General features: G+C 67.5%; 20 protein-coding genes. 12 read left to right on the top strand and 8 right to left on the bottom strand.

The window, feature by feature from the left end; translation table 11 throughout:
* Positions 1–18 precede the first annotated feature (18 nt).
* The 5 genes from HWX00_RS23560 to mnmC all read right to left on the bottom strand — a co-directional run bounded on the left by HWX00_RS23560 (position 19) and on the right by mnmC (position 6,845).
* Positions 19–729, bottom strand: coding sequence for a glutamine amidotransferase (locus HWX00_RS23560; RefSeq protein ID WP_059559551.1), 711 nt, complete (start codon positions 727–729; stop codon positions 19–21).
* Between the two features lie 28 nt (positions 730–757).
* Complete coding sequence (locus HWX00_RS23555) at positions 758–1,396, bottom strand: MarR family winged helix-turn-helix transcriptional regulator (protein ID WP_175027865.1); 639 nt, start codon at positions 1,394–1,396, stop codon at positions 758–760.
* A 507-nt stretch (positions 1,397–1,903) separates the two neighbouring features.
* On the bottom strand, positions 1,904–3,019 hold the full coding sequence (locus HWX00_RS23550) for a YbdK family carboxylate-amine ligase (RefSeq protein ID WP_034188192.1): 1,116 nt from the start codon (positions 3,017–3,019) through the stop codon (positions 1,904–1,906).
* A gap of 14 nt (positions 3,020–3,033) precedes the next feature.
* On the bottom strand, positions 3,034–4,248 hold the full coding sequence (locus HWX00_RS23545) for a cation:proton antiporter (protein WP_034188193.1): 1,215 nt from the start codon (positions 4,246–4,248) through the stop codon (positions 3,034–3,036).
* Positions 4,249–4,919: 671 nt separating this feature from the next.
* Complete coding sequence (gene mnmC / locus HWX00_RS23540; RefSeq protein WP_175027866.1) at positions 4,920–6,845, bottom strand: bifunctional tRNA (5-methylaminomethyl-2-thiouridine)(34)-methyltransferase MnmC2/FAD-dependent 5-carboxymethylaminomethyl-2-thiouridine(34) oxidoreductase MnmC1; 1,926 nt, start codon at positions 6,843–6,845, stop codon at positions 4,920–4,922.
* A 388-nt stretch (positions 6,846–7,233) separates the two neighbouring features.
* Here mnmC and HWX00_RS23535 point away from each other — a divergent pair, with 388 nt between their 5' ends.
* On the top strand, positions 7,234–7,512 hold the full coding sequence (locus tag HWX00_RS23535) for an HU family DNA-binding protein (RefSeq protein ID WP_006401505.1): 279 nt from the start codon (positions 7,234–7,236) through the stop codon (positions 7,510–7,512).
* Positions 7,513–7,641: 129 nt separating this feature from the next.
* Here HWX00_RS23535 and HWX00_RS23530 read toward each other — a convergent pair whose 3' ends face one another.
* Together HWX00_RS23530 and HWX00_RS23525 are read right to left on the bottom strand one after the other, a co-directional pair.
* Positions 7,642–8,955 carry a GTP-binding protein gene (locus HWX00_RS23530; protein ID WP_175027867.1) on the bottom strand — a complete coding sequence of 438 codons (1,314 nt, stop codon included), beginning with the start codon at positions 8,953–8,955 and terminating at the stop codon, positions 7,642–7,644.
* Between the two features lie 159 nt (positions 8,956–9,114).
* Complete coding sequence (locus HWX00_RS23525; RefSeq protein WP_034188195.1) at positions 9,115–9,567, bottom strand: lytic transglycosylase domain-containing protein; 453 nt, start codon at positions 9,565–9,567, stop codon at positions 9,115–9,117.
* Between the two features lie 366 nt (positions 9,568–9,933).
* Here HWX00_RS23525 and gspD point away from each other — a divergent pair, with 366 nt between their 5' ends.
* The 3 genes from gspD to gspF are packed head-to-tail and all read left to right on the top strand — an operon-like array spanning position 9,934 to position 14,991.
* Positions 9,934–12,273 (top strand): type II secretion system secretin GspD, encoded by a 2,340-nt coding sequence (gene gspD / locus HWX00_RS23520; RefSeq protein WP_034188196.1) that lies wholly within the window; start codon positions 9,934–9,936, stop codon positions 12,271–12,273.
* A complete protein-coding gene (gene gspE / locus HWX00_RS23515) occupies positions 12,270–13,769 on the top strand; it encodes a type II secretion system ATPase GspE (RefSeq protein ID WP_034188197.1) in 1,500 nt (499 codons plus the stop codon). Before gspD ends, gspE begins: the two co-directional genes overlap by 4 nt.
* A 4-nt stretch (positions 13,770–13,773) precedes the next feature.
* Entirely contained in the window at positions 13,774–14,991 is a 1,218-nt protein-coding gene (gene gspF / locus HWX00_RS23510; RefSeq protein WP_034188198.1) for a type II secretion system inner membrane protein GspF, read from the top strand.
* A gap of 31 nt (positions 14,992–15,022) precedes the next feature.
* Here the strand turns inward: gspF and HWX00_RS23505 are convergent, their stop codons facing one another.
* Complete coding sequence (locus HWX00_RS23505) at positions 15,023–15,433, bottom strand: type II secretion system protein N (RefSeq protein WP_034188199.1); 411 nt, start codon at positions 15,431–15,433, stop codon at positions 15,023–15,025.
* Between the two features lie 174 nt (positions 15,434–15,607).
* Between HWX00_RS23505 and gspG the strand changes: the two genes are divergently transcribed.
* Genes gspG through HWX00_RS23465 form a run of 8 tightly spaced genes read left to right on the top strand, consistent with a single transcriptional unit; the run spans position 15,608 to position 21,594 of the window.
* The gene (gspG, locus tag HWX00_RS23500) at positions 15,608–16,060 is read left to right on the top strand and encodes a type II secretion system major pseudopilin GspG (protein WP_034188200.1); all 453 of its coding nucleotides are present in this window, start codon (positions 15,608–15,610) and stop codon (positions 16,058–16,060) included.
* A gap of 39 nt (positions 16,061–16,099) precedes the next feature.
* Positions 16,100–16,669 carry a GspH/FimT family pseudopilin gene (locus HWX00_RS23495; protein ID WP_049029108.1) on the top strand — a complete coding sequence of 190 codons (570 nt, stop codon included), beginning with the start codon at positions 16,100–16,102 and terminating at the stop codon, positions 16,667–16,669.
* On the top strand, positions 16,666–17,073 hold the full coding sequence (gspI, locus tag HWX00_RS23490; RefSeq protein WP_049029107.1) for a type II secretion system minor pseudopilin GspI: 408 nt from the start codon (positions 16,666–16,668) through the stop codon (positions 17,071–17,073). The genes HWX00_RS23495 and gspI overlap by 4 nt, the downstream gene beginning before the upstream one ends.
* 7 nt (positions 17,074–17,080) lie before the next feature.
* Positions 17,081–17,740 (top strand): PulJ/GspJ family protein, encoded by a 660-nt coding sequence (locus HWX00_RS23485; protein ID WP_034188202.1) that lies wholly within the window; start codon positions 17,081–17,083, stop codon positions 17,738–17,740.
* A gap of 2 nt (positions 17,741–17,742) precedes the next feature.
* Complete coding sequence (gspK, locus tag HWX00_RS23480; RefSeq protein WP_404823872.1) at positions 17,743–18,882, top strand: type II secretion system minor pseudopilin GspK; 1,140 nt, start codon at positions 17,743–17,745, stop codon at positions 18,880–18,882.
* 26 nt (positions 18,883–18,908) lie between these two features.
* Entirely contained in the window at positions 18,909–20,267 is a 1,359-nt protein-coding gene (gene gspL, locus HWX00_RS23475) for a type II secretion system protein GspL (protein WP_034188203.1), read from the top strand.
* Entirely contained in the window at positions 20,264–20,770 is a 507-nt protein-coding gene (gspM, locus tag HWX00_RS23470) for a type II secretion system protein GspM (protein WP_034188258.1), read from the top strand. Before gspL ends, gspM begins: the two co-directional genes overlap by 4 nt.
* 35 nt (positions 20,771–20,805) lie before the next feature.
* Entirely contained in the window at positions 20,806–21,594 is a 789-nt protein-coding gene (locus HWX00_RS23465; protein WP_069705836.1) for a type II secretion system protein N, read from the top strand.
* The last annotated feature ends 8 nt before the right edge of the window (positions 21,595–21,602 follow it).

The raw sequence follows: 21,602 nt of genomic DNA, 5'->3' as shown, positions 1-21,602 counted from the left end.
GCGGAGCCGCCCGCGGCGCTATAGCCCGACGCTGTCGAGCCACTCCGCGAACATGCGCCGCGCGGCCGTTTCGAGCACGGGGCCGTGCTGCACCGTATCGGCACGCAACCGGCGCGCGTCGATGCCGGGCGTCGCCGCGATTTCACCGGCGTTCGCAATCAGCCAGGGTTCGAAGCGGTCGGTGCGGATTTCCGGGTGGCATTGCAGCGCCAGCACGTGCTGCCCCCACGCGAATGCCTGGTGGCGGCACGCCGGTGTCGACGCGAGATGGATTGCCCCGCCCGGCAGGTCGAACGTATCGCCGTGCCAATGGAGCATCGACGTCGCCGCGCCATCGAGGTGACGCAGCGGCGACGCGCGGCCGGCATCGGTGAGCGCCAGCGGCGCCCAGCCGAGTTCGTGCTGCGCGGCCGGATAGACACGTGCGCCGAGCGCCCGCGCGATGAACTGCGCGCCGAGGCAGATGCCGAGGATCGGCAGCCCCGCGTCGATGCGCTGCCGGACGAGCGCCAGGAGCGGCGCGATCGACGGATACTGCGCATCGTCGTACACGCTGATCGGCCCGCCGAGCACGACCAACAGCGACGGCTCCAGCACGTTGAGCACCTCGACCCGCGACGATCCGACGTCGACATAACGCACCCGCCGCCCCCGTTCGCCGAGCACCTGCTCGAAGCTCCCGAGATCCTCGAAATGCACATGGCGGATCGCCACGACTTCAGCGTTCATCATCGGCCTCCCGGTCGATCGACGGACGTCAGCCTGCGAAAATCTTCCAGGTCTTCTTCTGCGTCGCCGCGTCGGCTTCTTCCTGCACCGAGCAGTCGAGACGCAGATCGCTGTCCGACATCGAGATGTCGAGCGCCGCGCAGTGATGCACGGTCTTCTTCGACAGCTTGCCCGGCTGGAAATGCGCGCACGTCAGGCACATGCGCTGCGGCGGCGTCGCACCGGCCACCTGCAGCTCGCGCAGCGTCTTCAGCAGCGCGCGGTACAGCGTGCCCTGCTCGTCCGCGCCGAGCTTGCCGACCGCTTTCGTCAGAAATTCAGGCCATTGCAGCGCCTTCTTCGCGGCCGTACGGCCACGCGCCGACAGGCGCACGGCCGGTGCACGGCCGTCGTCCAGCGCACGGCGCTTCTCGACGAGCCCCTTCGTCTCGAGCGTGCTGACCGCATCGCTCGTGGTCGCCGCGGTGAGCTGCGTCTCGCGCGCGATCTCGCCGAGCCGCATCGGGCCCTTGCGCTGCAGCAGCAGCACGAGAATCTCGCCCTGCGTCGGCGTGAGGCCAGCGCCTTCCGCCCAATCCCATGCCTGGCTCCGCATGGCCGTGCTCAACCGCAGCAGGCTGTGGGTCACACGTCCCGAAGCCTGGTTCCCGTAAACGCCTTCGCTCATAGTCTTTTCGCTTTGCCGCCGCCCGGATTGCCGAGCGGCCGTAGTGTGGAGATCGAATGTCTATCTCAAAACAAACGCGCTCTCTCGAGTGCGTCATCACGGCCGTCACGAGGCACACGCGGCGGTCGCGTTCGCGGCGACCGGAATGACACACGCCGTTCCGGTGTCCGCAAAGCCGACATTCTAAGCGAGAGCGGAAAATCGCACAGCTAAGTTATCCCCTGCATTCTGTGGAAAATCACTGGATAACTGAAATTTTTCGTTGTGCCCGCAATGCCGCGCGCCCGCGCAACGGGGCGCGCCAGCATTTTCCTGTTCGGATCGGCCATCGGTCGAATGGCATTGATCCACCGGGTTATCCCGCGCACAGATCATTGACTTTGCAGCGGAATATTAGGTTATCCACAGATTTTCAGGACGACCGGCACCGATTTCGGCCGGACATGGCGCCAACCGTCATTCAGCGAATCGCGACGCGGTCGAGCCTGCAATCTGCAAAACATTTTTTCACTCACGCCAACGTAAGCACTGCTGCCGGACCGTCTCGTTCAGCGATTTTTCCTGTTTGAAAACGGTTCTCAACCAGGATGCGTCGTTCACGCGGGCTTTCGCGAGCGCGCCGATCTCGTCGAGCGCCGCGCGCGAGCCGAGCGCGGCCGCATGCGGCGCGATCCGGTCGAGCGTGTCGAGGATGTCTTCCGCGATCGTGCGGCGTTCACCCGTCTGAGGATTCACGCACGTGCCCTCGAGCCCGAAGCGGCACGCTTCGAAACGGTTGAACGTGTAGACGAGATAGTCGTCCTCCGACAGCTTCAGCGGCCGGTCGGTCAGCAGGTAGCGCGCGAGCGTCTGGATGTAGCAGGCGATCGCCGCGGCGCGGTCGACCGACAGCGGCGTGTCCATCACGCGCACCTCGATCGTGCCGAAGCCGGGCTTCGGGCGGATGTCCCAGTAGAAATCCTTCATCGAGTTGACGACGCCCGTGTTCACCATCTTCGTGAAGTACTCCTCGAAGCTGTCCCAGGTCAGCACGAACGGCGCGCGGCCCGACAGCGGGAACGCGAACACCGAATTCAGGCGTGCCGAATGGAAGCCCGTGTCGACGTTCTGCACGAACGGCGACGACGCGGACAGTGCGATGAAGTGCGGAATGAAGCGCGACATCGAGTGCAGCAGGAACAGCGCGCTGTCCGCATCGGGACAGCCGATGTGCACGTGCTGGCCGAACACCGTGAACTGCTTCGCCAGATAGCCGTACAGCTCGGAGATGTACTGGAAGCGCGGCGCGTCGTAGATCTGCCGGTCGCTCCATTGCTGGAACGCATGCGTGCCGCCGCCGGCCAGCCCGACGTTGAGCTGGTCGGCCGCCTTCACGAGCACGTCGCGGATCGCATGCAGCTCGCTGACGGCCTGCTCGTGCGAATGGCAGATGCCGGTCGACAGCTCGATCATGCTCTCGGTGATTTCCGGCGTGATGTTGCCCGGAAAGGTCTCGCCCTGGATCAGGCGCATCAGGTCGGATGCCGCCTTGGTCAGGTCGTAGTTGTGCGTGTTGACGACCTGGATCTCCAGTTCGACGCCGAACGTGAACGGTTCGGAATTGACGAAGGTTTCGAGTGCCATGGCAGGTTCCGGAATCAGTTGCTGTCGCTGCGTTCGCCGACCGCCGACAGGCAGCGGTAGACAACGAACGGGCTCACGAGCTGCAGGATCACGATCGAGCACATCACGATCGCGCGCAGGTGCGGGTCGAAATTCGGGTAGAGCTGGTACGTGTCGTCGACGAGCAGGTACGACAGCGCGGACATCGGCGTCAGCGCGATGCCGAGCGCAATGCCCTGCTTCATCCCGAGGCCGCTCGGCTTCGCGAACGCAACGACGCCGGCCAGCTTCGCGACGAGCCGCGTGACGATCAGCACGATCGCGAGCAGCCCGCCGAGCGCGATGTCGCCCCACGTGAACGACGTGAGCGTCAGCACGAACAGGACCACCGTCAGCAGCCAGCCGGCCGTGCCGAAATGCTCGGGCCACAGCTGCGGCCGCGCCTCGAGGTTCTTCACGATGATGCCGGCGAGCAGCAGTGTGAGCAGCGTCGACAGCTTCAACGCCTGTGCGACCGCGATCGCGAGCATCACGAGCCCGAACAGCGCGACGAACGAATGCTCGTCGCGCATCGTCGCGGTCATGTGGCGGAACAGGTAGTTGCACGAACGCGCGACGAGATACGCGACGATGAACGAGCCGGCGATCAGGTACACGGGTTGCAGGATCGTCGCGAACACGTTGCCGTACGCTTCCTGGTGAAGCCAGCTCGTCACGAGCTTGGTCAGCACGATCGCGTACACGCTGTTGAGCGCGGTGAGCGTGATGAGTCGTTGCGACACCTGCCCTTCCGCGCGCAGTTCGGTCTTGAGCTGGATCACCATCGACGGCGACGTCGCGATCGCGATCGCCGACAGCACGAGCGCGACCATCCCCGACACGCCGAGCGCGAGCATCACGAACAGCACGAGCACGAACGTCAGCGTGGCTTCGGCGAGGCTCGACGCGACGAGCCACGGATTGCGCCGGATCCAGCGCAGGTCGAGGCGGCTGCCGAGTTCGAACAGCAGCAGGCCGAGCGCGACATCCATCAGCAGCCGCGACGTTTCGTCGGTGCTGGTATCGATCACGCCGAATCCGAACGAACCGGCAATGAGACCGATCACCGCATAACCGGTGATGCGCGGCAGACGCCACGCGCGGTAGCACAGCTCGCCGCACAGGCCGGCCGCGAACAGCGCGAGCCCGGCCCAGAACACGGCATCCGGCGCGAGCGGCCAGTTGGGCAGGAATGAGAACGCCGACTTCATCGTGGTGACTTCTCCTTTGGAAGCAACCGCCAGCGACGCAGGGTCAAGCGTCAGAAATGGATGCGCGCCGGCTGGGTATCGCCCCGAATGTGATTGTTGTGGTCGACGACGGCGGGACATGGGATCCGCCTGTTCCGCCACAGGGCGGAACGTCGTTCAGGTTGCCGATCTGGATTGTCGGCCTGATGTGTGAACGGACTGCGCAGTCTCGAAGATTCAGATTCGAAATCGTGCGGACCGTTCCATTGAAGCATGTCCGGCGCCTGGCCGGACGAACGCGAAGGAAACCGATTGTGCCACAGCTTTTTCGTTCCGGAACCGATTGAATCGACTCGCGGCGCTGTGCGGCACCACAGGTCTTTGGTTTCAAAGGTTTACTTGTATATATACGTAGTAGAAGTTAACAAAGGACGCACAGTTCTGTGGATAACTTCGGTTTACGCTGACGGATCAAGGCGTTGGCGAAACCATAACCGGTTGCACAGGCTGTTCGTGCACAGTCGTTTGAGTTGAGCAACTTTCGGGCCGTTGCACAGCTGTGCGGAGTTGCCCAGTTTACGTCCACTGTGATTACACACGAAGTGCGTGCGGATTCCGCGCGGTTATCCACAGCGTGGCGTGGATAACCTTGCGCGAAAAAATCGGGAGACTGTGCGCGATTCGCGTGCCGGTCAGCCGGCGGAGCCGACGCGGCGTGCGCGCAGTGCGCGGATCAGGAAGCGTGCGGGGTCGACGGCGTCGGCGAGTTCGCGCTCGAGCGGCCAGGGTTCGCCTTCGAGTTGCGATGCGATCAGTTCGGCACCGAGCGCGGCCCACACGAGGCCGCGCGAGCCGAAGCCGAATGCGCCGTAGAGGCCGGGCGTACGCGGCAAATCGCGTGCCTGCGCACCGCCCAGCGCGCGGGCGTTCGCGAGCGCTCGCGTTTCGTCGGCCAGCGGGCCGAAGAGCGGCAGGCGGTCCCCGACGACCCAGCGGAATGCGACGCGGCCGCGCAGCGTGGCGGGATCCGGCAGCTCGCCGATCAGGCCGGGCAGCAGGTGCCGCACACGATCGAGGTTTTCAACGTGGCCGGCCGCGCGCATCGCCGGATCGACGTCGTCGGGCTCGAACGTGGCGCCGATCAGCAGCGTGCCGTCGTCGAGCGGCACCGCATATCCGTCGCCGATCGTCGGGCACGGCAGCGGCGCCGCGGTGCCCGGCGGCAGCAGCGTGAGCTGGCCGCGTACCGGCTGCAGCGCGACATGCTGCAGCCCGGCAAGACGCGCGGCGTCGCCCGCGTTCGCGAGCACGACGACGGGCGCTTCGGCGAGCGTCGCACCCGTATCGTCGAGCGCGTGCCATGCATCGCCGTGCCGCTCGAGCCGCGCGACGCCGGTGGAGGCAAGCAGGCGTACGCGCTCGCCGGCCGCCGCGTACTGCGCCGCGCACAGCGCGGCCGGCCAGACGGCGCCGCCGTGCGGAAACAGCAGGCCGCCATGTGCGACCGGCAGGTTCAGATGCGCACGCGCGGCGTCGGCATCGAGCAGCGTCACATAGTCGGACGGCGCGCCGAACGCGTCGAATGCGTCGCGCATCCGCGCGAAGTCGTGGGCCGATTCGGCGAGATGAATCATGCCGTGCGTGCTGCGCGCGAACGCATGACCCGCGCGTTCGAGTGCGCGCCAGCGTGCGATCGCGTGCAGGAAGCCGCTGCGCGTGAGGCGGCTCGCGACGTTGTCGTCGCGCGTCATCAGCGGATGGAATACGCCGGCCGGATTGCCCGATGCTTCGCTCGCGATCCGTTCGTGCCGCTCGATCAGCGTGACGTCCCAGCCGCGCGCGGCCAGGCGTTCGACGACCGCGCAACCGGCCAGGCCCGCGCCGATCACCAGCGCGCGACGCGTGGCAACCGTCAGCGCGCGCGGCGGTTCGTGCCGGCGCGAGCGCCAGCGCGGCGCATAATCGCCGACGAGCCGATCGTCGACTTCGCGAAAGATGAAACCTGTTTCGCCGAGTGCGTGCTTCATCTCGTCGGAACGTGCACGCGTTGCAAACGTCGCGGCGTCGCCGGCCATCTTCGCGAGCGCGCGGATCACGTCGGTCGATGATGCGGCGCCGTCGAGATAGAACGCGTCGGCCCGCACGACCAGCTTCTTCAGCATGTCGGCCGTATCGCCGAAGGCGAGCGTGAGCACCACGCGCCCTTCGTCGAATTCGAGCCGGTGCAGGCCGGGCACGAGCATCGGCCATGCGTCGATCAATGCATCGGCATCCGCGGATATGGTTGTGTTCGCAACGATATGGGAAACCGCGCGACGCAGGTCTTCGCGCGAAAACGGATGCGGTTCGACCGCGACGAAATGGAGCCGCTCGCAGCGCGACGGATCGTCGCGCCACGCGACCCAGGTCGCGAGGAAGCCGGCGCCCGTGCCGAATTCCGTCGCGACGATCGTGAAGGTGCGACGCTGTCGCCAGCGTGCCGGCAGCCCGTTTTCCGCGATGAACGCGTGATGCGCGAGCGCGCCTGACGCACTGCGATGGAGCTCGCCGAACTCGGGCGAGACGAGCGTGCCGTCGTCGCGAGGCGCGAGCGTGGCGGGTACAAGTCGGTCGGGCATGCGAAACAAAAAACGTGGCAGCCAAGCCTGGCAAGGGATTGCGCGGAGCCGTCCGACCGGCCGTTGGAAAAGGGCAACGGGGCGGCGCACGGGCGGACCGCGCTGCGTATCCTGTCCGGTTGGCGCAGGTCAAAAAACGGGCAATCGACGATTCATTCGGCGAAATACCGATGAAAATCTTTGAAACCCTTGTCGTTATTGGGTTTGCGCTGCGCTATCATAGCAACGCCGTACCGCGGGGTGGCCGCCGGCAAGCCGGAGGGCGCGTCGCGCGGGCCAGGATTCGGCGCTGTGCCGTCGGAGTCTGACTCTCGACGGCACGGTTCGCGCACGTATAATCGGCGCGTTCGCGCTGTTCGTGTCAACCTAACCTGATAAAGGAACCTTAATGAACAAACAGGAACTGATCGACGCCGTCGCCGCCCAAACGGGCGCCAGCAAGGCTCAAACCGGCGAAACGCTGGACACGCTGCTCGAAGTCATCAAGAAGGCCGTGTCGAAGGGTGATGCGGTTCAGCTGATCGGCTTCGGCAGCTTCGGTTCGGGCAAGCGCGCAGCACGTACGGGCCGCAACCCGAAGACGGGCGAAACCATCAAGATCCCGGCAGCCAAGACGGTCAAGTTCACGGCTGGCAAGGCGTTCAAGGACGCCGTCAACAAGCGTTAAACCCGCGCCTGTTCCAAGAAAAACCCGCCTTTCGGCGGGTTTTTTGTTGGGCGCGCGCGGCATTTTCGCCACAGTCCGCGCCGCTCTTGCAAAAGTTAACGGTTACTTTTACAAGCCGTTACGACGCGGTCAGTCGTGCACGATCTGCGTGTTGCCGTGATCGTCGTCGTCGTGCGAATCGACGTCCCATGCCGGGAACGGATCGTCGAACGCGACCCAACCCGCCGCGCCGACCGCGAACTCCGCATCGGTCAGCAGGCACGCGTCGAGTTTCGCGCGCCACGCATCGGCGTCGAGCGCGATGCCGATCAGCACCAGTTCCTGCCGGCGATCGCCGACCGCGCGATCGTCGAGATCGCCCAGCCATTCGGCGCGGATTTCGCCGAGCAATTCGTCATCGTCCGGCCATTCCGCGCGATCCTGCGCGGCCCACCACAGCCCGGCCGGCCCATGCCGGCAGACGCCGCCAGCCTGCGACAGCGAACCGGCGATGTCGTTGCGCGTCGCGAGCCAGAAGAAGCCCTTGCTGCGCAGCACGCCCGGCCACTCCTGATGCAGCAGCGCCCAGAGGCGGGCCGGGTGAAACGGCCGGCGCGCGCGGTAAACAAAATTACCGATGCCGAATTCGTCGGCTTCGCCGTGCACGTGCGCATGATGTGCGTCATGGCAGTCGGGGTCGTCGCACTGCGTGTGATCGTGATCGAGCGATGCGAGCCAGCCGGGCGCGTTCGCCGCTTCGTCGAAATCGAATCGGCCCGTGTTCAGCACTTCGTCGAGCGGCACGTTGCCGAACGTCGACACGACCTGGTGCGCGCGTGGATTGAGCCGCGCGAGAATGTGCTGCAGGCGGGCGAGATCGTCGGCGCCGACGAGGTCCGCCTTGTTGATCACCAGCACGTCGCAGAATTCGATCTGCTCGATCAGCAGCTCGACGAGCGTGCGGTCGTCGTCTTCCGACGCGGCGATGCCGCGCGTCGCGAGCGCGTCGTCGGAGCCGTAGTCGCGCAGGAAGTTGTAGGCGTCGACCACGGTGACGAGCGTGTCGAGCCGCGCGATCGACGACAGCGACGCTCCGTCGTCGTCGACGAACGTGAACGTTTCGGCGATCGGCATCGGCTCCGCGATACCGGTCGATTCGATCATGATCGCGTCGAAGCGGCCTTCGGATGCAAGGTTGCGGATTTCGACGAGCAGGTCGTCGCGCAGCGTGCAGCAGATGCAGCCGTTCGACATTTCGACGAGGCGCTCCTCGACGTGCGACAGCGCCTGCGCATCGCGCACGAGCGACGCATCGATGTTGACCGCCGCGAGATCGTTGACGATCACCGCGACTTTCAGGCCCGCGCGGTTCGCGAGGACGTGATTGAGCAACGTGGTCTTGCCGGCGCCGAGGAAGCCGGACAGCACGGTGACGGGCAACGGCTGGTTCATTGCCGGATTCATGATGATATGCACCAACGGAAAAGATGAAAAAGCGGCCGCGGCGCCCTTCCGGGGCGCGATCGGCCCGCGGACGGGCGAAGTTGCGGCGCGAGATCCGCATTGTGCATCAAACGGGCGCCGGCCGGCCGGCACCGGGTCGGGCCGCGACGCGGCGCCACGTCATTGCACGGGCGGCAGCAGCTTCCACTGCGACAGGATGCCGGCGATCTGCCGCGCATACTTGTCGCGCAGCGACGGGGTTTCCGAATGATAGGCGCCGACGGCCTGCCACGTGTTGCCGTAACGGTTCATCTTCTGCTTCAGATGCCATGCGGCGATGTAGACGTTCTTGCACGGTTCCATCAGCGTGTCGCGGCCGATGCCGTAGCGCGACAGCGCGGGCAGGTGAATCGAATTGATCTGCATCAGGCCGTAGTCGACCGAGCCGTTCGTATTCTTGTTCAGCGCGCCGGGGCGGTTGCGCGATTCCTGCCACGCGATCGCGCGCAGGATCAGCGGATTGACCTGCTGGTATCTGGCCGCTTCGTCGAAACAATCCGCACGAGCGTTTGCGCTGGCGAACCACGCGCCAGCGGCGATCAACGCGATCGAAGCGAACCGTCGTCTGTTCATCGTGCGAAAACGAAAAGGAATTGCGCGAAGGTCGGGAAAACCCGTGCCTGTTATTAGTGCGACGAGAAACGCGCCGACCGTATCATACCGGCAGACCGTCAGATTGCGACATGCAGGAATACGGCAGCCCGGTTATACCGCATTTTCGTGTCGGTTCGTCGCGAATCGGGGGCGATGGCCGGCATGCGGCGGGCCGCCCCATCCTTACATATTGCATACGATTCGCCGGATCCCTGTCGTATGTGAGACAGTCCTCGGATCAATGTGATATTTCGGACATGAAAAACTGCTAATGTCGCCTCTTTCGGACTTGGATCCCAGCACTACCGCCGGAAGTGGCCTGAGCCGGCATCGACCCATTCATCCATGACAAGAAATCGCTTCGTTATGCGGCGCATTGCCACGACCCTCCTCGTCGCCGGCATCATCGTCTCGCAGGCCGCCTACGCTCAGGTCACGCTCAATTTCGTGAATGCGGATATCGACCAGGTCGCGAAAGCGATCGGCGCCGCGACCGGCAAGACCATCATCGTCGACCCCCGCGTGAAGGGGCAGCTCAACCTCGTGGCCGAACGGCCGGTACCGGAAGACCAGGCGCTGAAGACGCTGCAGTCGGCGCTGCGCATGCAGGGCTTCGCGCTCGTGCAGGATCACGGCGTGCTGAAGGTCGTGCCGGAAGCCGACGCGAAGCTGCAGGGCGTGCCGACCTATGTCGGCAATGTGCCGCAGGCCCGCGGCGACCAGGTGATCACGCAGGTGTTCGAACTGCACAACGAATCGGCGAACAACCTGCTGCCCGTGCTGCGCCCGCTGATCTCGCCGAACAACACGGTGACGGCCTACCCGGCGAACAACACGATCGTCGTGACCGACTATGCGGACAACGTGCGCCGCATCGCGCAGATCATCTCCGGCATCGACAGCGCCGCGGGCGCGCAGGTGCAGGTCGTGCCGCTGCGCAACGCGAACGCGATCGACCTCGCCGCGCAGCTGCAGAAAATGCTCGATCCGGGCGCGATCGGCAACAGCGACGCCACGCTGAAGGTGTCGGTCACGGCCGACCCGCGGACCAATGCATTGCTGCTGCGTGCGTCGAACGCCTCGCGCCTCGCGGCCGCGAAGCGCCTCGTGCAGCAGCTCGACGCGCCGAGCGCGGTGCCCGGCAACATGCACGTCGTGCCGCTGCGCAACGCGGATGCGGTGAAGCTCGCGAAGACGCTGCGCGGGATGCTCGGCAAGGGCGGCAACGACAGCGGCTCGTCCGCTTCGTCCAACGACGCGAACAGCTTCAACCAGAACGGCGGCTCGTCGTCGAGCGGCAACTTCTCGACCGGCACGTCCGGTACCCCGCCGCTGCCGTCGGGCGGCCTCGGCGGTTCGTCTTCGTCCTCGTCGTACGGCGGCTCGTCCGGCGGCGGCGGTCTCGGCACGGGCGGCCTGCTCGGCGGCGACAAGGACAAGGGCGACGACAACCAGCCGGGCGGGATGATCCAGGCCGACGCGGCGACCAACTCGCTGATCATCACCGCGTCCGATCCGGTTTACCGCAACCTGCGCTCGGTGATCGACCAGCTCGACGCGCGGCGTGCGCAGGTCTACATCGAAGCGCTGATCGTCGAGCTGAACTCGACGACGCAGGGCAACCTCGGCATCCAGTGGCAGGTGGCGAGCGGCCAGTTTCTCGGCGGCACGAACCTGAACCCCGGGCTGGGCCTGGGCAACAGCATCGTCAACCTGACGGCCGGCGGTTTGACCAACGCCGCCGGCGGGATCACCGGCGGCGGCCTGGCCTCCAATCTCGGGCAGTTGTCCCAAGGGCTCAACATCGGCTGGCTGCACAACATGTTCGGCGTGCAGGGGCTCGGCGCGCTGCTGCAGTATTTCGCGGGCGTGAGCGACGCGAACGTGCTGTCGACGCCGAACCTGATCACGCTCGACAACGAGGAAGCGAAGATCGTCGTCGGCCAGAACGTGCCGATCGCGACGGGTTCGTATTCGAACCTGACGAGCGGCACGACGAGCAATGCGTTCAATACGTACGACCGCCGCGACGTCGGCCTGACGCTGCACGTGAAGCCGCAGATCACCGACGGCGGGATCCTGAAGCTGCAGCTCTATACCGAGGATTCGGCGGTCGTCGCCGGCACGACCAGCGCGCAGACCGGCCCGACCTTCACGAAACGCTCGATCCAGTCGACGATCCTGGCCGACAACGGCGAGATCATCGTGCTCGGCGGCTTGATGCAGGACAACTACCAGGTGTCGAACAGCAAGGTGCCGCTGCTCGGCGACATCCCGTGGATCGGCCAGCTGTTCCGTTCCGAATCGAAGGTGCGCGCGAAAACCAACCTGATGGTGTTCCTGCGCCCGGTTATCATTTCCGATCGCAGCACCGCGCAGGAAGTCACGGCCAATCGTTACGACTACATCCAGGGCGTGACGGGCGCGTACAAGTCGGACAACAACGTGATCCGCGACAAGGACGATCCGGTTGTCCCGCCGATGCCGATCGGACCGAGCCAGGGCGGCACGGCCGCGGGCAACCTGTTCGATCTCGACAAGATGCGTCGCCAGCAGGTACAGCGCCAGGTGGTGCCGGTGCCGGCCCAGCCGTTGCCCGAGGCGACGCCCGCGCAGCCGCAGAGCGTGCCGCAGCAGGCCGTGCCGCAACAGCCGCTGACCGCCACGCCGGGAGCCTCGCAGTGAGCGACGTGCTCGCGTCTTCCGCCCACGACGGCGCGCCGGGCGAACGCCAGCCGCCGTCGCCGCTCGCCGCGCGGCTGTTGCCGTACGGCTTCGCGAAGAGCGGCCAGGTGCTGATCGCGCACCAGCTCGACGACACGCTCGAGGTGTGGATCAGCGAACGCACGAGCGATGCCGCGCTCGCGGAGATCGCGCGCAACTTCGGCTCGATTGCCGTGCACCACGTGCCGGCCGACGAGCTCGCGCAGGCGATCAACCAGGCGTACGCGCGCCAGGACGGCAGCGCCGCGCAGGTGGTCGGCGAGGTCGAAGGCGAAGTCGACCTGTCGCGGCTGATGCAGGACATCCCCGAAGTGGAGGATCTGCTCGAGTCGGAAGACGATGCGCCGATCATCCGGATGATCAACGCGCTGCTCACGCAAGCGGCGCGCGAACAGGCGTCGGACATCCACATCGAGCCGTTCGAGAATGCGTCGGTCGTGCGCTTTCGCGTCGACGGCACGCTGCGCGACGTCGTCCGTCCGAAGAAGGCGCTGCACGGCGCGCTGATCTCGCGGATCAAGATCATGGCGCAGCTCGACATCGCGGAGAAACGCCTGCCGCAGGACGGCCGCATCACGCTGCGCGTCGGCGGCCGGCCGGTCGACGTGCGCGTGTCGACGCTGCCGACCGGGCATGGCGAGCGCGCGGTGCTGCGTCTGCTGGAAAAGGATGCGCAGCGCCTGAACCTCGAGGCACTCGGGATGGGCCGCGACACGCTCGTGCAGTTCGACAAGCTGATCGCCCGCCCGCACGGCATCGTGCTCGTCACGGGTCCGACCGGCTCGGGCAAGACGACCACGCTGTATGCGTCGATGTCGCGGCTCGAAACCGCGACGACCAACATCATGACCGTCGAGGACCCGATCGAATACGACCTCGGCGGCATCGGCCAGACGCAGGTGAACGAGCGGATCGGGATGACCTTTGCCCGTGCGCTGCGCTCGATCCTGCGCCAGGACCCGGACGTGATCATGATCGGCGAAATCCGCGACCTCGAAACCGCGCAGATCGCGGTGCAGGCATCGCTGACGGGCCACCTGGTGCTCGCGACGCTGCACACGAACGATGCGGCGTCCGCCGTCACGCGCCTGACCGACATGGGCGTCGAGCCCTACCTGCTCGCGTCGTCGCTGCTCGGCGTGCTCGCGCAGCGTCTCGTGCGCCAGCTCTGCCCCGTCTGCAAGGAAGAGCGGCACGAGGACGGCCGCACCGTGTGGCATCCGGTCGGCTGCGACAAGTGCGGGCATTCGGGTTACGCGGGCCGGCGCGGCGTATACGAACTGCTGCTGGTCGACGAATCGATCCGCTCGCTGATCCACCGCAACGCGGCCGATGCCGAGATTCTCGCCGCCGGCCGCGCGGAAGGAATGCGCACGCTGCGCGACGACGCCGAGCGCTGGCTCGCGTCGGGGGCGACGTCGCTCGAGGAAGTGCTGCGCGTGACGGGAGGCGCATAGCGCGATGCCGGCATTCCGTTTCGAAGCAATCGATGCGGCGGGACGTGCGCAGAAAGGCGTCATCGACGCCGACAGCGCACGTGCTGCGCGCGGCCAGCTGCGCACGCAGGGGCTCACCCCGCTCGTCGTCGAGCCGGCCGCCAGCGCGACGCGCGGGGCGCGTTCGCAGCGGCTCGCGTTCGGCCGCAAGCTGTCGCAGCGCGAACAGGCGATCCTCACGCGCCAGCTTGCGAGCCTGCTGATCGCCGGGCTGCCGCTCGACGAGGCGCTCGGCGTGTTGACCGAGCAGGCCGAGCGCGACTACATCCGCGAACTGATGGCCGCGATCCGCGCCGAGGTGCTCGGCGGCCATTCGCTCGCCAATGCGCTGGGCCAGCACCCGCGCGATTTTCCGGAAATCTATCGCGCGCTCGTCGCGGCCGGCGAACACACCGGCAAGCTCGGCATCGTGCTGTCGCGTCTGGCCGACTACATCGAGCAGAGCAACGCGCTGAAGCAGAAGATCCTGCTGGCCTTCACCTATCCGGGGATCGTCACGCTGATCGCGTTCGGCATCGTCACGTTCCTGCTGAGTTACGTCGTCCCGCAGGTCGTCAACGTGTTCGCGAGCACGAAACAGCAACTGCCGATCCTCACGGTCGTGATGATGGCGCTGTCGGATTTCGTGCGGCACTGGTGGTGGGCAATCCTGATCGCTGTCGTGCTGGTCGTGTGGTTCGTGAAGGCGACGCTGTCGCGCGACGGGCCGAGGCTCGCGTTCGACCGCTGGGTGCTGACCGCACCGCTCGCGGGCAAGCTCGTGCGCGGCTACAACACGGTGCGCTTCGCGAGCACGCTCGGCATTCTCACCGCGGCCGGCGTGCCGATCCTGCGCGCGCTGCAGGCGGCCGGCGAGACGCTGTCGAACCGCGCGATGCGCGCGAACATCGACGATGCGATCGTGCGCGTGCGCGAGGGCTCCGCGCTGTCGCGGGCGCTGAACAACGTGAAGACGTTTCCGCCGGTGCTCGTGCACCTGATCCGTTCCGGCGAAGCGACGGGCGACGTGACGACGATGCTGGATCGCGCGGCCGAAGGCGAGGCGCGCGAGCTCGAACGCCGCACGATGTTCCTGACGAGCCTGCTGGAGCCGCTCCTGATCCTGGCGATGGGCGGCATCGTGCTCGTGATCGTGCTGGCGGTGATGCTGCCGATCATCGAGCTGAACAACATGGTGCAGTGACGTGGCGGCCTGACGGTCAGGCCGTCGCCGTTCAGCGCATGTAGATCGCGGGGGACGGCGTGTTCGCCGGGAGTTGGATTTCGGCGCGGGCGCCGTTGCGGTCGACGATGATCGAGCGCGGGCGGACCTCGGCGAGCTTCGCGCCCGGCGTGACGTCCGCGCCGAGCGACACGGCGCGCGGCGGTTCGCCGCCGACGCCGACGATCGCGGCACCGCCATGGTCGAGCGCGAGAATGCCGAACAGGTGGATATCCTGGACGGGATTCTTGTCGAGCTGGCCGCCGAAGAGCGCCGCGGCGTCCTCGGTGCGGATCGGCAGCCGCGCGGCGGCGGCGGGCAACGGCGCTTCGCGGGCCGACAGCGTGACGACCCAGTAGGTGGCCGTCGCGCACAAACCCGCGAAGAGGGCGAGGGAAAGGATCCGGATCGAGAGCGCGTTCATGCGCGCTATTGTACGGATGTATATGAAATTTGCGTTGGGTGAAAGCCCTCGACGATGCGCGCCTTACAATGCGTGCTCCGCGCCCGCGGGACCGGAAGCTTGCTGTCAGGCAATCGTCCGGTGCGCGGGGTGCGTCACTCAATCGACGACATTTTTTGGAAGAGGTAGTCAGTCATGCAAACGTGGATCACTCGCCGCAACGCGGCCGTGCGTCGTCAGCGCGGTTTCACGCTGATCGAGATCATGGTGGTGGTCGCGATCCTCGGGATCCTGGCGGCGCTGATCGTGCCGAAGATCATGAGCCGCCCGGACGAGGCCCGCCGCATCGCCGCGAAGCAGGACATCGGCACGATCATGCAGGCGCTCAAGCTGTACCGGCTCGACAACGGCCGTTATCCGACCCAGGAGCAGGGCCTGAACTCGCTGATCCAGAAGCCGACCACCGATCCGATCCCGAACAACTGGAAGGACGGCGGCTACCTGGAGCGCCTGCCGAACGACCCGTGGGGCAACGGCTACAAGTACCTGAACCCGGGCGTGCACGGCGAGATCGACGTGTTCAGCTACGGCGCCGACGGCAAGGAAGGCGGCGAAGGCAACGATACCGACATCGGTTCGTGGCAATAAGCCGGCACTGACCGGCCCGGCGTTTCACTCCCGTTCTTCATGCCCGCCATTCGCACGACCTCCCGCTGCGGTCGCGATCGCCGTGCGCGTCGCGGCGCGGTGTCGGCCGTACCGGCGCGTGCTGGCGGCGGGCCGGTGAACCACCGCGCGCCGCGTCGTCGCACGCGCGGCTTCACGCTGCTCGAAATGCTGGTCGTGCTGGTGATCGCGGGGCTGCTGGTGTCGCTCGCGTCGCTGTCGCTGACGCGCAATCCGCGCACCGACCTGCGTGAAGAAGCGCAGCGCGTCGCGCTGCTGTTCGAGACGGCCGGCGACGAAGCGCAGGTGCGCGCGCGGCCGATCGCGTGGCAGCCGACCGAGCACGGTTTCCGTTTCGACGTGAGTTCGCCCGACGGCTGGCGCACGCTGCGCGACGACCTGCTGCGCCCGCGCGACTGGGATGGCGGTGTCACCGGCGCCGAGATCGACTATCCGGGCTCCGACACGCAGGCGAGCCGCGTCGTGTTCGGCACCGAGAGCATCGACACGCCGGTGCGCGTGACGCTGCATTCGGCCGCCGGCAGCGCGACGATCGTCGGCACCGGCAACGGCCGCTACGAGGTGCAATGACGATGCGTCGTCGCCTGCCCTGTTCCGTTTCTTCATCGCGCGGTTTCACGATGATCGAGGTGCTCGTCGCCCTCGCGATCATCGCGGTCGCGCTCGCCGCGTCGATCCGTGCGGTCGGCACGATGGCGACCAACGCGTCCGACCTGCATCGCCGGCTGCTGGCCGGCTGGAGCGCCGACAACGCGCTCGCGCAGTTGCGGCTCACGCACGCATGGCCGGAGGTCGGCGAGCAGAGCTTCGACTGCTCGCAAGGCAACGTGCAGCTCGTCTGCACGCAGCGTGTGAGCACGACGCCGAACCCGGTGTTCCGGCGCGTCCGGATTTCGGTGAGCATGCCCGGCCAATCCGGCGTGCTCGCGCAGATGGTGACGGTGGTCGCGAATGAAACCAGCCGTCCGCTCTGACGCGCCGATGCGCCGCCCGTCCGCCCGCCGCGTCCGCGGCTTCACGCTGATCGAGCTGATGATCGCGATCGCGATCCTCGCGGTGGTCGCGATCCTCGCGTGGCGCGGGCTCGACCAGATCATGCGCGGCCGCGACAAGGTCGCGGCCGCGATGGAAGACGAGCGCGTGTTCGCGCAGATGTTCGACCAGATGCGCATCGACGCGCGGCTCGCCGCGACCGACGACGAAGCCGGCCAGCCGGCGATCGGCGTCGCCGGCAACACGCTGCAGATCGTGCGCGAACTCGAGGTGCCGGGCGCCGCGCCGCGGCTGCAGGTGGTCCGCTACCGGATCGCCGGCGGGCGCGTCGTGCGCTATGTGTCGCCGCCGATCGACGACGCGAACCGGCTGCGCACGATGCTGAAGGACAGCAGCGTCGAAGGCTGGAGCTGGGTCGCGCTGATGGGCGGCGTCGGCGCGATCGACGCGAAACTGTACGTGCCGCGCGTGGGCTGGACCACCAACCTGCAGACGGCCGACGACGCGCTCGCGCAGAACAACGACGCGCTCAAGGTGCCGCAGATCGGCAACGCGCCGCCGACGCGCGCGGTGACGGGGCTGCAGGTCAGCATCGGCGCGACGTCGCTGCGCGTGCCCGTCACGCGCATCTTCCTCGTCGGGGAATGACGATGCGCGCGCGCCGCTCACGTCCGCCCTTCCGCAACCGCGGCAACCCCGCCGCCGGTCGCACGCGTGCCCGCCGCGAGCGCGGCGCGGCGATCATCACGGCGCTGCTCGTCGTCGCGCTGTCCGCGATCCTCGTCTCGGGAATGCTGTGGCGCCAGCAGGTGCAGATCCGCCGCATCGAGAACCAGCGGGTGATCGCGCAGGCGCAGTGGGTCGCGCGCGGCGCGCTCGACTGGACGCGGATGATCCTGCGCTCCGAAGGCGACACGGCGCCCGGCATCACCTATCTCGGCGGGATCTGGGGCGTGCCGATCGCGAAGACGAAGCTGTCGGATTTCCTCGGCAGGATCGGCGCGCCCAACGACAGCGGCGGCGAAGACACCTATATCTCCGGCTCGATCGAGGACGCGCAGGCGAAGTTCAACTTGCGCAACCTCGTGTCGTCGCCGGCGCCCGGCGTGCTGCAACTGAACGTCACGCAGCTCCAGGCCTTCCAGCGCCTCCTGACGACGCTCGGCTACGACGGCGCATTCGCGAAGCGCATCGCGCTGCAGGTGCGCGCGGGCCTGCTGCATTCGGCGACGCGCTTCCAGATGCCGAACCTGCCCGGTGGCGGCGATACCGCGGCGAACGCCGTGACCGCGCCGGTCACGACCGACCAGGGCGGCGGCGGCTTCACCGACGATCCCGGTATGGCCGGCGGCGACCGCGGGCCGGCGCCGCTGATGATGACGAGCGTCGACAGTCTGCTCGACGTCGACGGCGTGACGCCCGAGATGGTCGCGCGGCTGCGCCCGTTCGTCACCGTGCTGCCGACCACGACACCGGTGAACATGAACACCGCGCCGGCCGAAGTGATCGCGTCGCTGGTGCCGGGGATGAGCGTGTCGTCCGCGCAGGCGCTCGTGTCGCGCCGCGAGACCGTGTTTTTCCGGAACGTCGGCGACGTGCAGCTTGCGCTGCGCGGCGCCGGCGCGCCGAACGTGACGATCGACTCGAGCCTCGTCGACGTCAATTCGAGTTATTTCATCGTGCATGGCCGGATCCAGCACGACCGGGCGGAGGTCGACCGCACCTCGCTCGTGTATCGTGATCCGACCACGCACTCGACGCGGGTCGTGCGTATCCGCGACCAGCTATAACGACGCCAATCGGGAGAGGAGCTCTTGTGAGCACGTTGATTGTTTCTTTGCCGCCGCGCGAGCCTGCCGTGCCGTTGCAGGAATGGCAGTGGCCCGAACTGCCGTTCACGCTCGTCGACAAGGCCGGCCAGGTGCAGCGCGCCGGACGTGCCGCGCTCGCGCTGCTGCCGCGCGCGAACGCGACGGTGCTGATCGTCGCCGCGCGCGACGTGCTGCTGCTGGCCACGGCCGTGCCGCCGCTGAAGGGGCCGAAGCTGCGCCAGGCGCTGCCCAACATCGTCGAGGATCAGCTGATCCAGGATCCGCTCGGCTGCCACATCGCGCTCGATCCGGTCGCGCTGCCCGACGGGCGCCGCGTGCTGGCCGTCGTCGATCGCGCGTGGTTCCGCACGATCTGCGAAGCGTTCACGGCGGCCGGCCACCGGCACCTGAGCGCGGTGCCCGCGACGCGCTGCCTGCCGGCGCCGCGCGCGTCGGCCGAACCGGCACCGGTCGCGCCGGCCGATGCCGCCGCGCTCGCCACGGAGGCGCTCGAGCCGGTCGCCCGTCCGGCGACGGTTGCCGCGGTGCTCGGACTCGCGACGTCGGTCGAACCGGTGCTCGTCGAAGCCGGCGCGCAGCCGGCCGCGGCCGGTGCGCCGCGCCTGGAACTCGCGGTGGCGCGCGGCGCACTCGGCGAAGGCTTCGCGGCGCCCGCGGCGCGCGCGGCCGGCACGCTGGCCGCGCTCGCCCGCGGCGGCGACGTCGAACTGTACGAACTCGGCGAACCGGGTGCGGAACCGCGGCTCGCGTCGGTCGGCCGGTCCGACGCGGCGCTGCTGCCGGGCGCCGCCCCGCTGCCGTTCGACACGTTCGCGCGCCGCGCGCTCACCGAGAAGTTCGATCTGTGCCAGTTCGAATTCGAGTCGCAGCCGTGGCGCTTCGACCGCGCGACGGTGAAGCGGCTGCGCGTGCCGCTCGCGCTCCTCGCGGTGACGCTCGGCGTCGCGGTGATCGGCATGAACCTGCACTGGTGGAAGCTGTCGCGCGAGCGCGATGCGCTGTCCGCGCAGATCACCGAAACGCTGCTGTCCGCGTTCCCGAAGACGACGACGGTGCTCGATCCGCCCGCGCAGATGCAGCGCCAGCTCGACCAGCTTCGCCTGGCGGCCGGCGAGCTGTCGCCGAACGATTTCCTCGCGCTGGCGAGCGGGCTGTCGCGTTCGATGGGCGCGCTGCCGCTGAACGGCATCGCGTCGCTCGACTATCACGACCGGCGGCTCGACGTCGGCTTCAAGCCTGAGGTCAAGGTCGATCCCGATTTCACGCAGCGCCTCGCGCGCAACGGACTGTCCGGCGAAGTCGACAGCAACACGGGCAAATGGACGATCCGGAGCCGCTCATGAAAACCGAACAACTGAACCAGACGCTGGCCCAGTTCTGGGGTGAGCGCTCGCCGCGCGAGAAGATGCTGCTCGGCTGGGGCGGCGCCGTGCTGGCCGTTGCGATCGCGTATTCGGTGCTGTGGTCGCCCGCGCAGGAAGGCCGCGCACGAATCCAGCGGGAGCTGCCGGCGATGCGTCACGAACTCGCGCAGATGACCGCGCAGGCGAACGAGGCGAAGTCGCTGGCGGCCGCCGCGCAGGGCGTCGCGCCGACCGGCCTCGCGCTGAAGGACGCGCTGACCGCGTCGTTGTCCGATCACGGGCTGCAGGGGGCGCAGGTGCAGATCGTCGGCAACGGCGTGCAGGTGCAGATGAAGAACGTGTCGTTCCCGGCGTGGACGCAGTGGCTCGACGATGCGCGCCGGCAGTTCAAGGTGCAGGTCGGCGAGGCGCACGCGACCGCGCTGAAGGACGACGGCCAGGTCGACCTGACGGCCGTGATGCAACCTTCCGTACAGAAATAAATGACGCAGTGGATGACGCAAGCGGCGGTCGGCCGATGAGGCCGGGGATGAGGCGGCTCGCCGCCGTATTGCCGTGGGCACTGGCGGGCGGGTTGGCGACGGCGGTGACGCTCGTCGCGCTCGCGCCGGCGGCATGGATCGCGCCGCAGTTCGCGCGCGCGACCGGCGGACACGTGAATCTCGTCGACCCGGACGGGTCGCTGTGGCACGGCTCGGGCACGCTGATGCTCGCGCCGGGCGCCGACCAGAGCGCGGCGACGCTGCTGCCGGGCCGGGTCGAATGGACCACGCGCTTCTGGCCGCTGCTGACGGGGCGCGTGCAGATGCGCATGCGGCAGACCGAGGCGATGCCCGATGCCGTGACGCTCGATGCGACATGGCGCGGCGCGGTGCTGTCGGCGGGCACGATGGCCGTGCCCGCATCGCTGCTCGCGGGGCTCGGCACGCCGTTCAACACGCTCGACCTGCAGGGCGACGTGCGGATCGGCTGGAGCGACTGGCGCCTGTTCGGCAGCAACGCGTTCGGCCAGCTGACGGTGACGATCGACTCGATGAGTTCGCGCGTGTCGCGCGTGAAGCCGCTCGGTTCGTACCGCGCGGTGCTGCAGGCGAAGGGCGCGGGCGCCGATCTCGACCTGTCGACGACGCAGGGCCCGCTGTTTCTCGACGGCCACGGCAGCTTCGGCCCCGGCCAGGGATCGTTCCGCGGCACCGCGCATGCGGCGCCCGAGCAGCAGGCGAACCTCGCCGGGCTGCTGAACCTGCTCGGCCACCCGATCGGCAACAACGCGGTGTCGCTGATCTTCGGCGACGCGCAGCGCTGACCCGCGCG

Origin of the sequence: Burkholderia seminalis DSM 23518 (genome assembly GCF_902832885.1) — a bacterium.
Taxonomy (GTDB): domain Bacteria; phylum Pseudomonadota; class Gammaproteobacteria; order Burkholderiales; family Burkholderiaceae; genus Burkholderia; species Burkholderia seminalis.
The sequence above is the reverse complement of the archived record's forward strand: the minus strand, read 5'-3'. Positions and strand labels throughout refer to the sequence as shown.

Coding starts and splice junctions, on each gene's coding strand:
- HWX00_RS23530 (WP_175027867.1), bottom strand. CDS start 8,955: ATGAATCCGGCAATGAACCAGCCGTTGCCCGTCACCGTGCTGTCCGGC.
- HWX00_RS23550 (WP_034188192.1), bottom strand. CDS start 3,019: ATGGCACTCGAAACCTTCGTCAATTCCGAACCGTTCACGTTCGGCGTC.
- gspI (WP_049029107.1), top strand. CDS start 16,666: ATGACGATGCGTCGTCGCCTGCCCTGTTCCGTTTCTTCATCGCGCGGT.
- mnmC (WP_175027866.1), bottom strand. CDS start 6,845: ATGCCCGACCGACTTGTACCCGCCACGCTCGCGCCTCGCGACGACGGC.
- HWX00_RS23560 (WP_059559551.1), bottom strand. CDS start 729: ATGAACGCTGAAGTCGTGGCGATCCGCCATGTGCATTTCGAGGATCTC.
- HWX00_RS23485 (WP_034188202.1), top strand. CDS start 17,081: ATGCGCCGCCCGTCCGCCCGCCGCGTCCGCGGCTTCACGCTGATCGAG.
- HWX00_RS23465 (WP_069705836.1), top strand. CDS start 20,806: ATGAGGCCGGGGATGAGGCGGCTCGCCGCCGTATTGCCGTGGGCACTG.
- gspM (WP_034188258.1), top strand. CDS start 20,264: ATGAAAACCGAACAACTGAACCAGACGCTGGCCCAGTTCTGGGGTGAG.
- HWX00_RS23505 (WP_034188199.1), bottom strand. CDS start 15,433: ATGAACGCGCTCTCGATCCGGATCCTTTCCCTCGCCCTCTTCGCGGGT.
- HWX00_RS23555 (WP_175027865.1), bottom strand. CDS start 1,396: ATGAGCGAAGGCGTTTACGGGAACCAGGCTTCGGGACGTGTGACCCAC.
- HWX00_RS23525 (WP_034188195.1), bottom strand. CDS start 9,567: ATGAACAGACGACGGTTCGCTTCGATCGCGTTGATCGCCGCTGGCGCG.
- gspD (WP_034188196.1), top strand. CDS start 9,934: ATGACAAGAAATCGCTTCGTTATGCGGCGCATTGCCACGACCCTCCTC.
- gspK (WP_404823872.1), top strand. CDS start 17,743: ATGCGCGCGCGCCGCTCACGTCCGCCCTTCCGCAACCGCGGCAACCCC.
- HWX00_RS23535 (WP_006401505.1), top strand. CDS start 7,234: ATGAACAAACAGGAACTGATCGACGCCGTCGCCGCCCAAACGGGCGCC.
- HWX00_RS23545 (WP_034188193.1), bottom strand. CDS start 4,248: ATGAAGTCGGCGTTCTCATTCCTGCCCAACTGGCCGCTCGCGCCGGAT.
- gspF (WP_034188198.1), top strand. CDS start 13,774: ATGCCGGCATTCCGTTTCGAAGCAATCGATGCGGCGGGACGTGCGCAG.
- gspG (WP_034188200.1), top strand. CDS start 15,608: ATGCAAACGTGGATCACTCGCCGCAACGCGGCCGTGCGTCGTCAGCGC.
- HWX00_RS23495 (WP_049029108.1), top strand. CDS start 16,100: ATGCCCGCCATTCGCACGACCTCCCGCTGCGGTCGCGATCGCCGTGCG.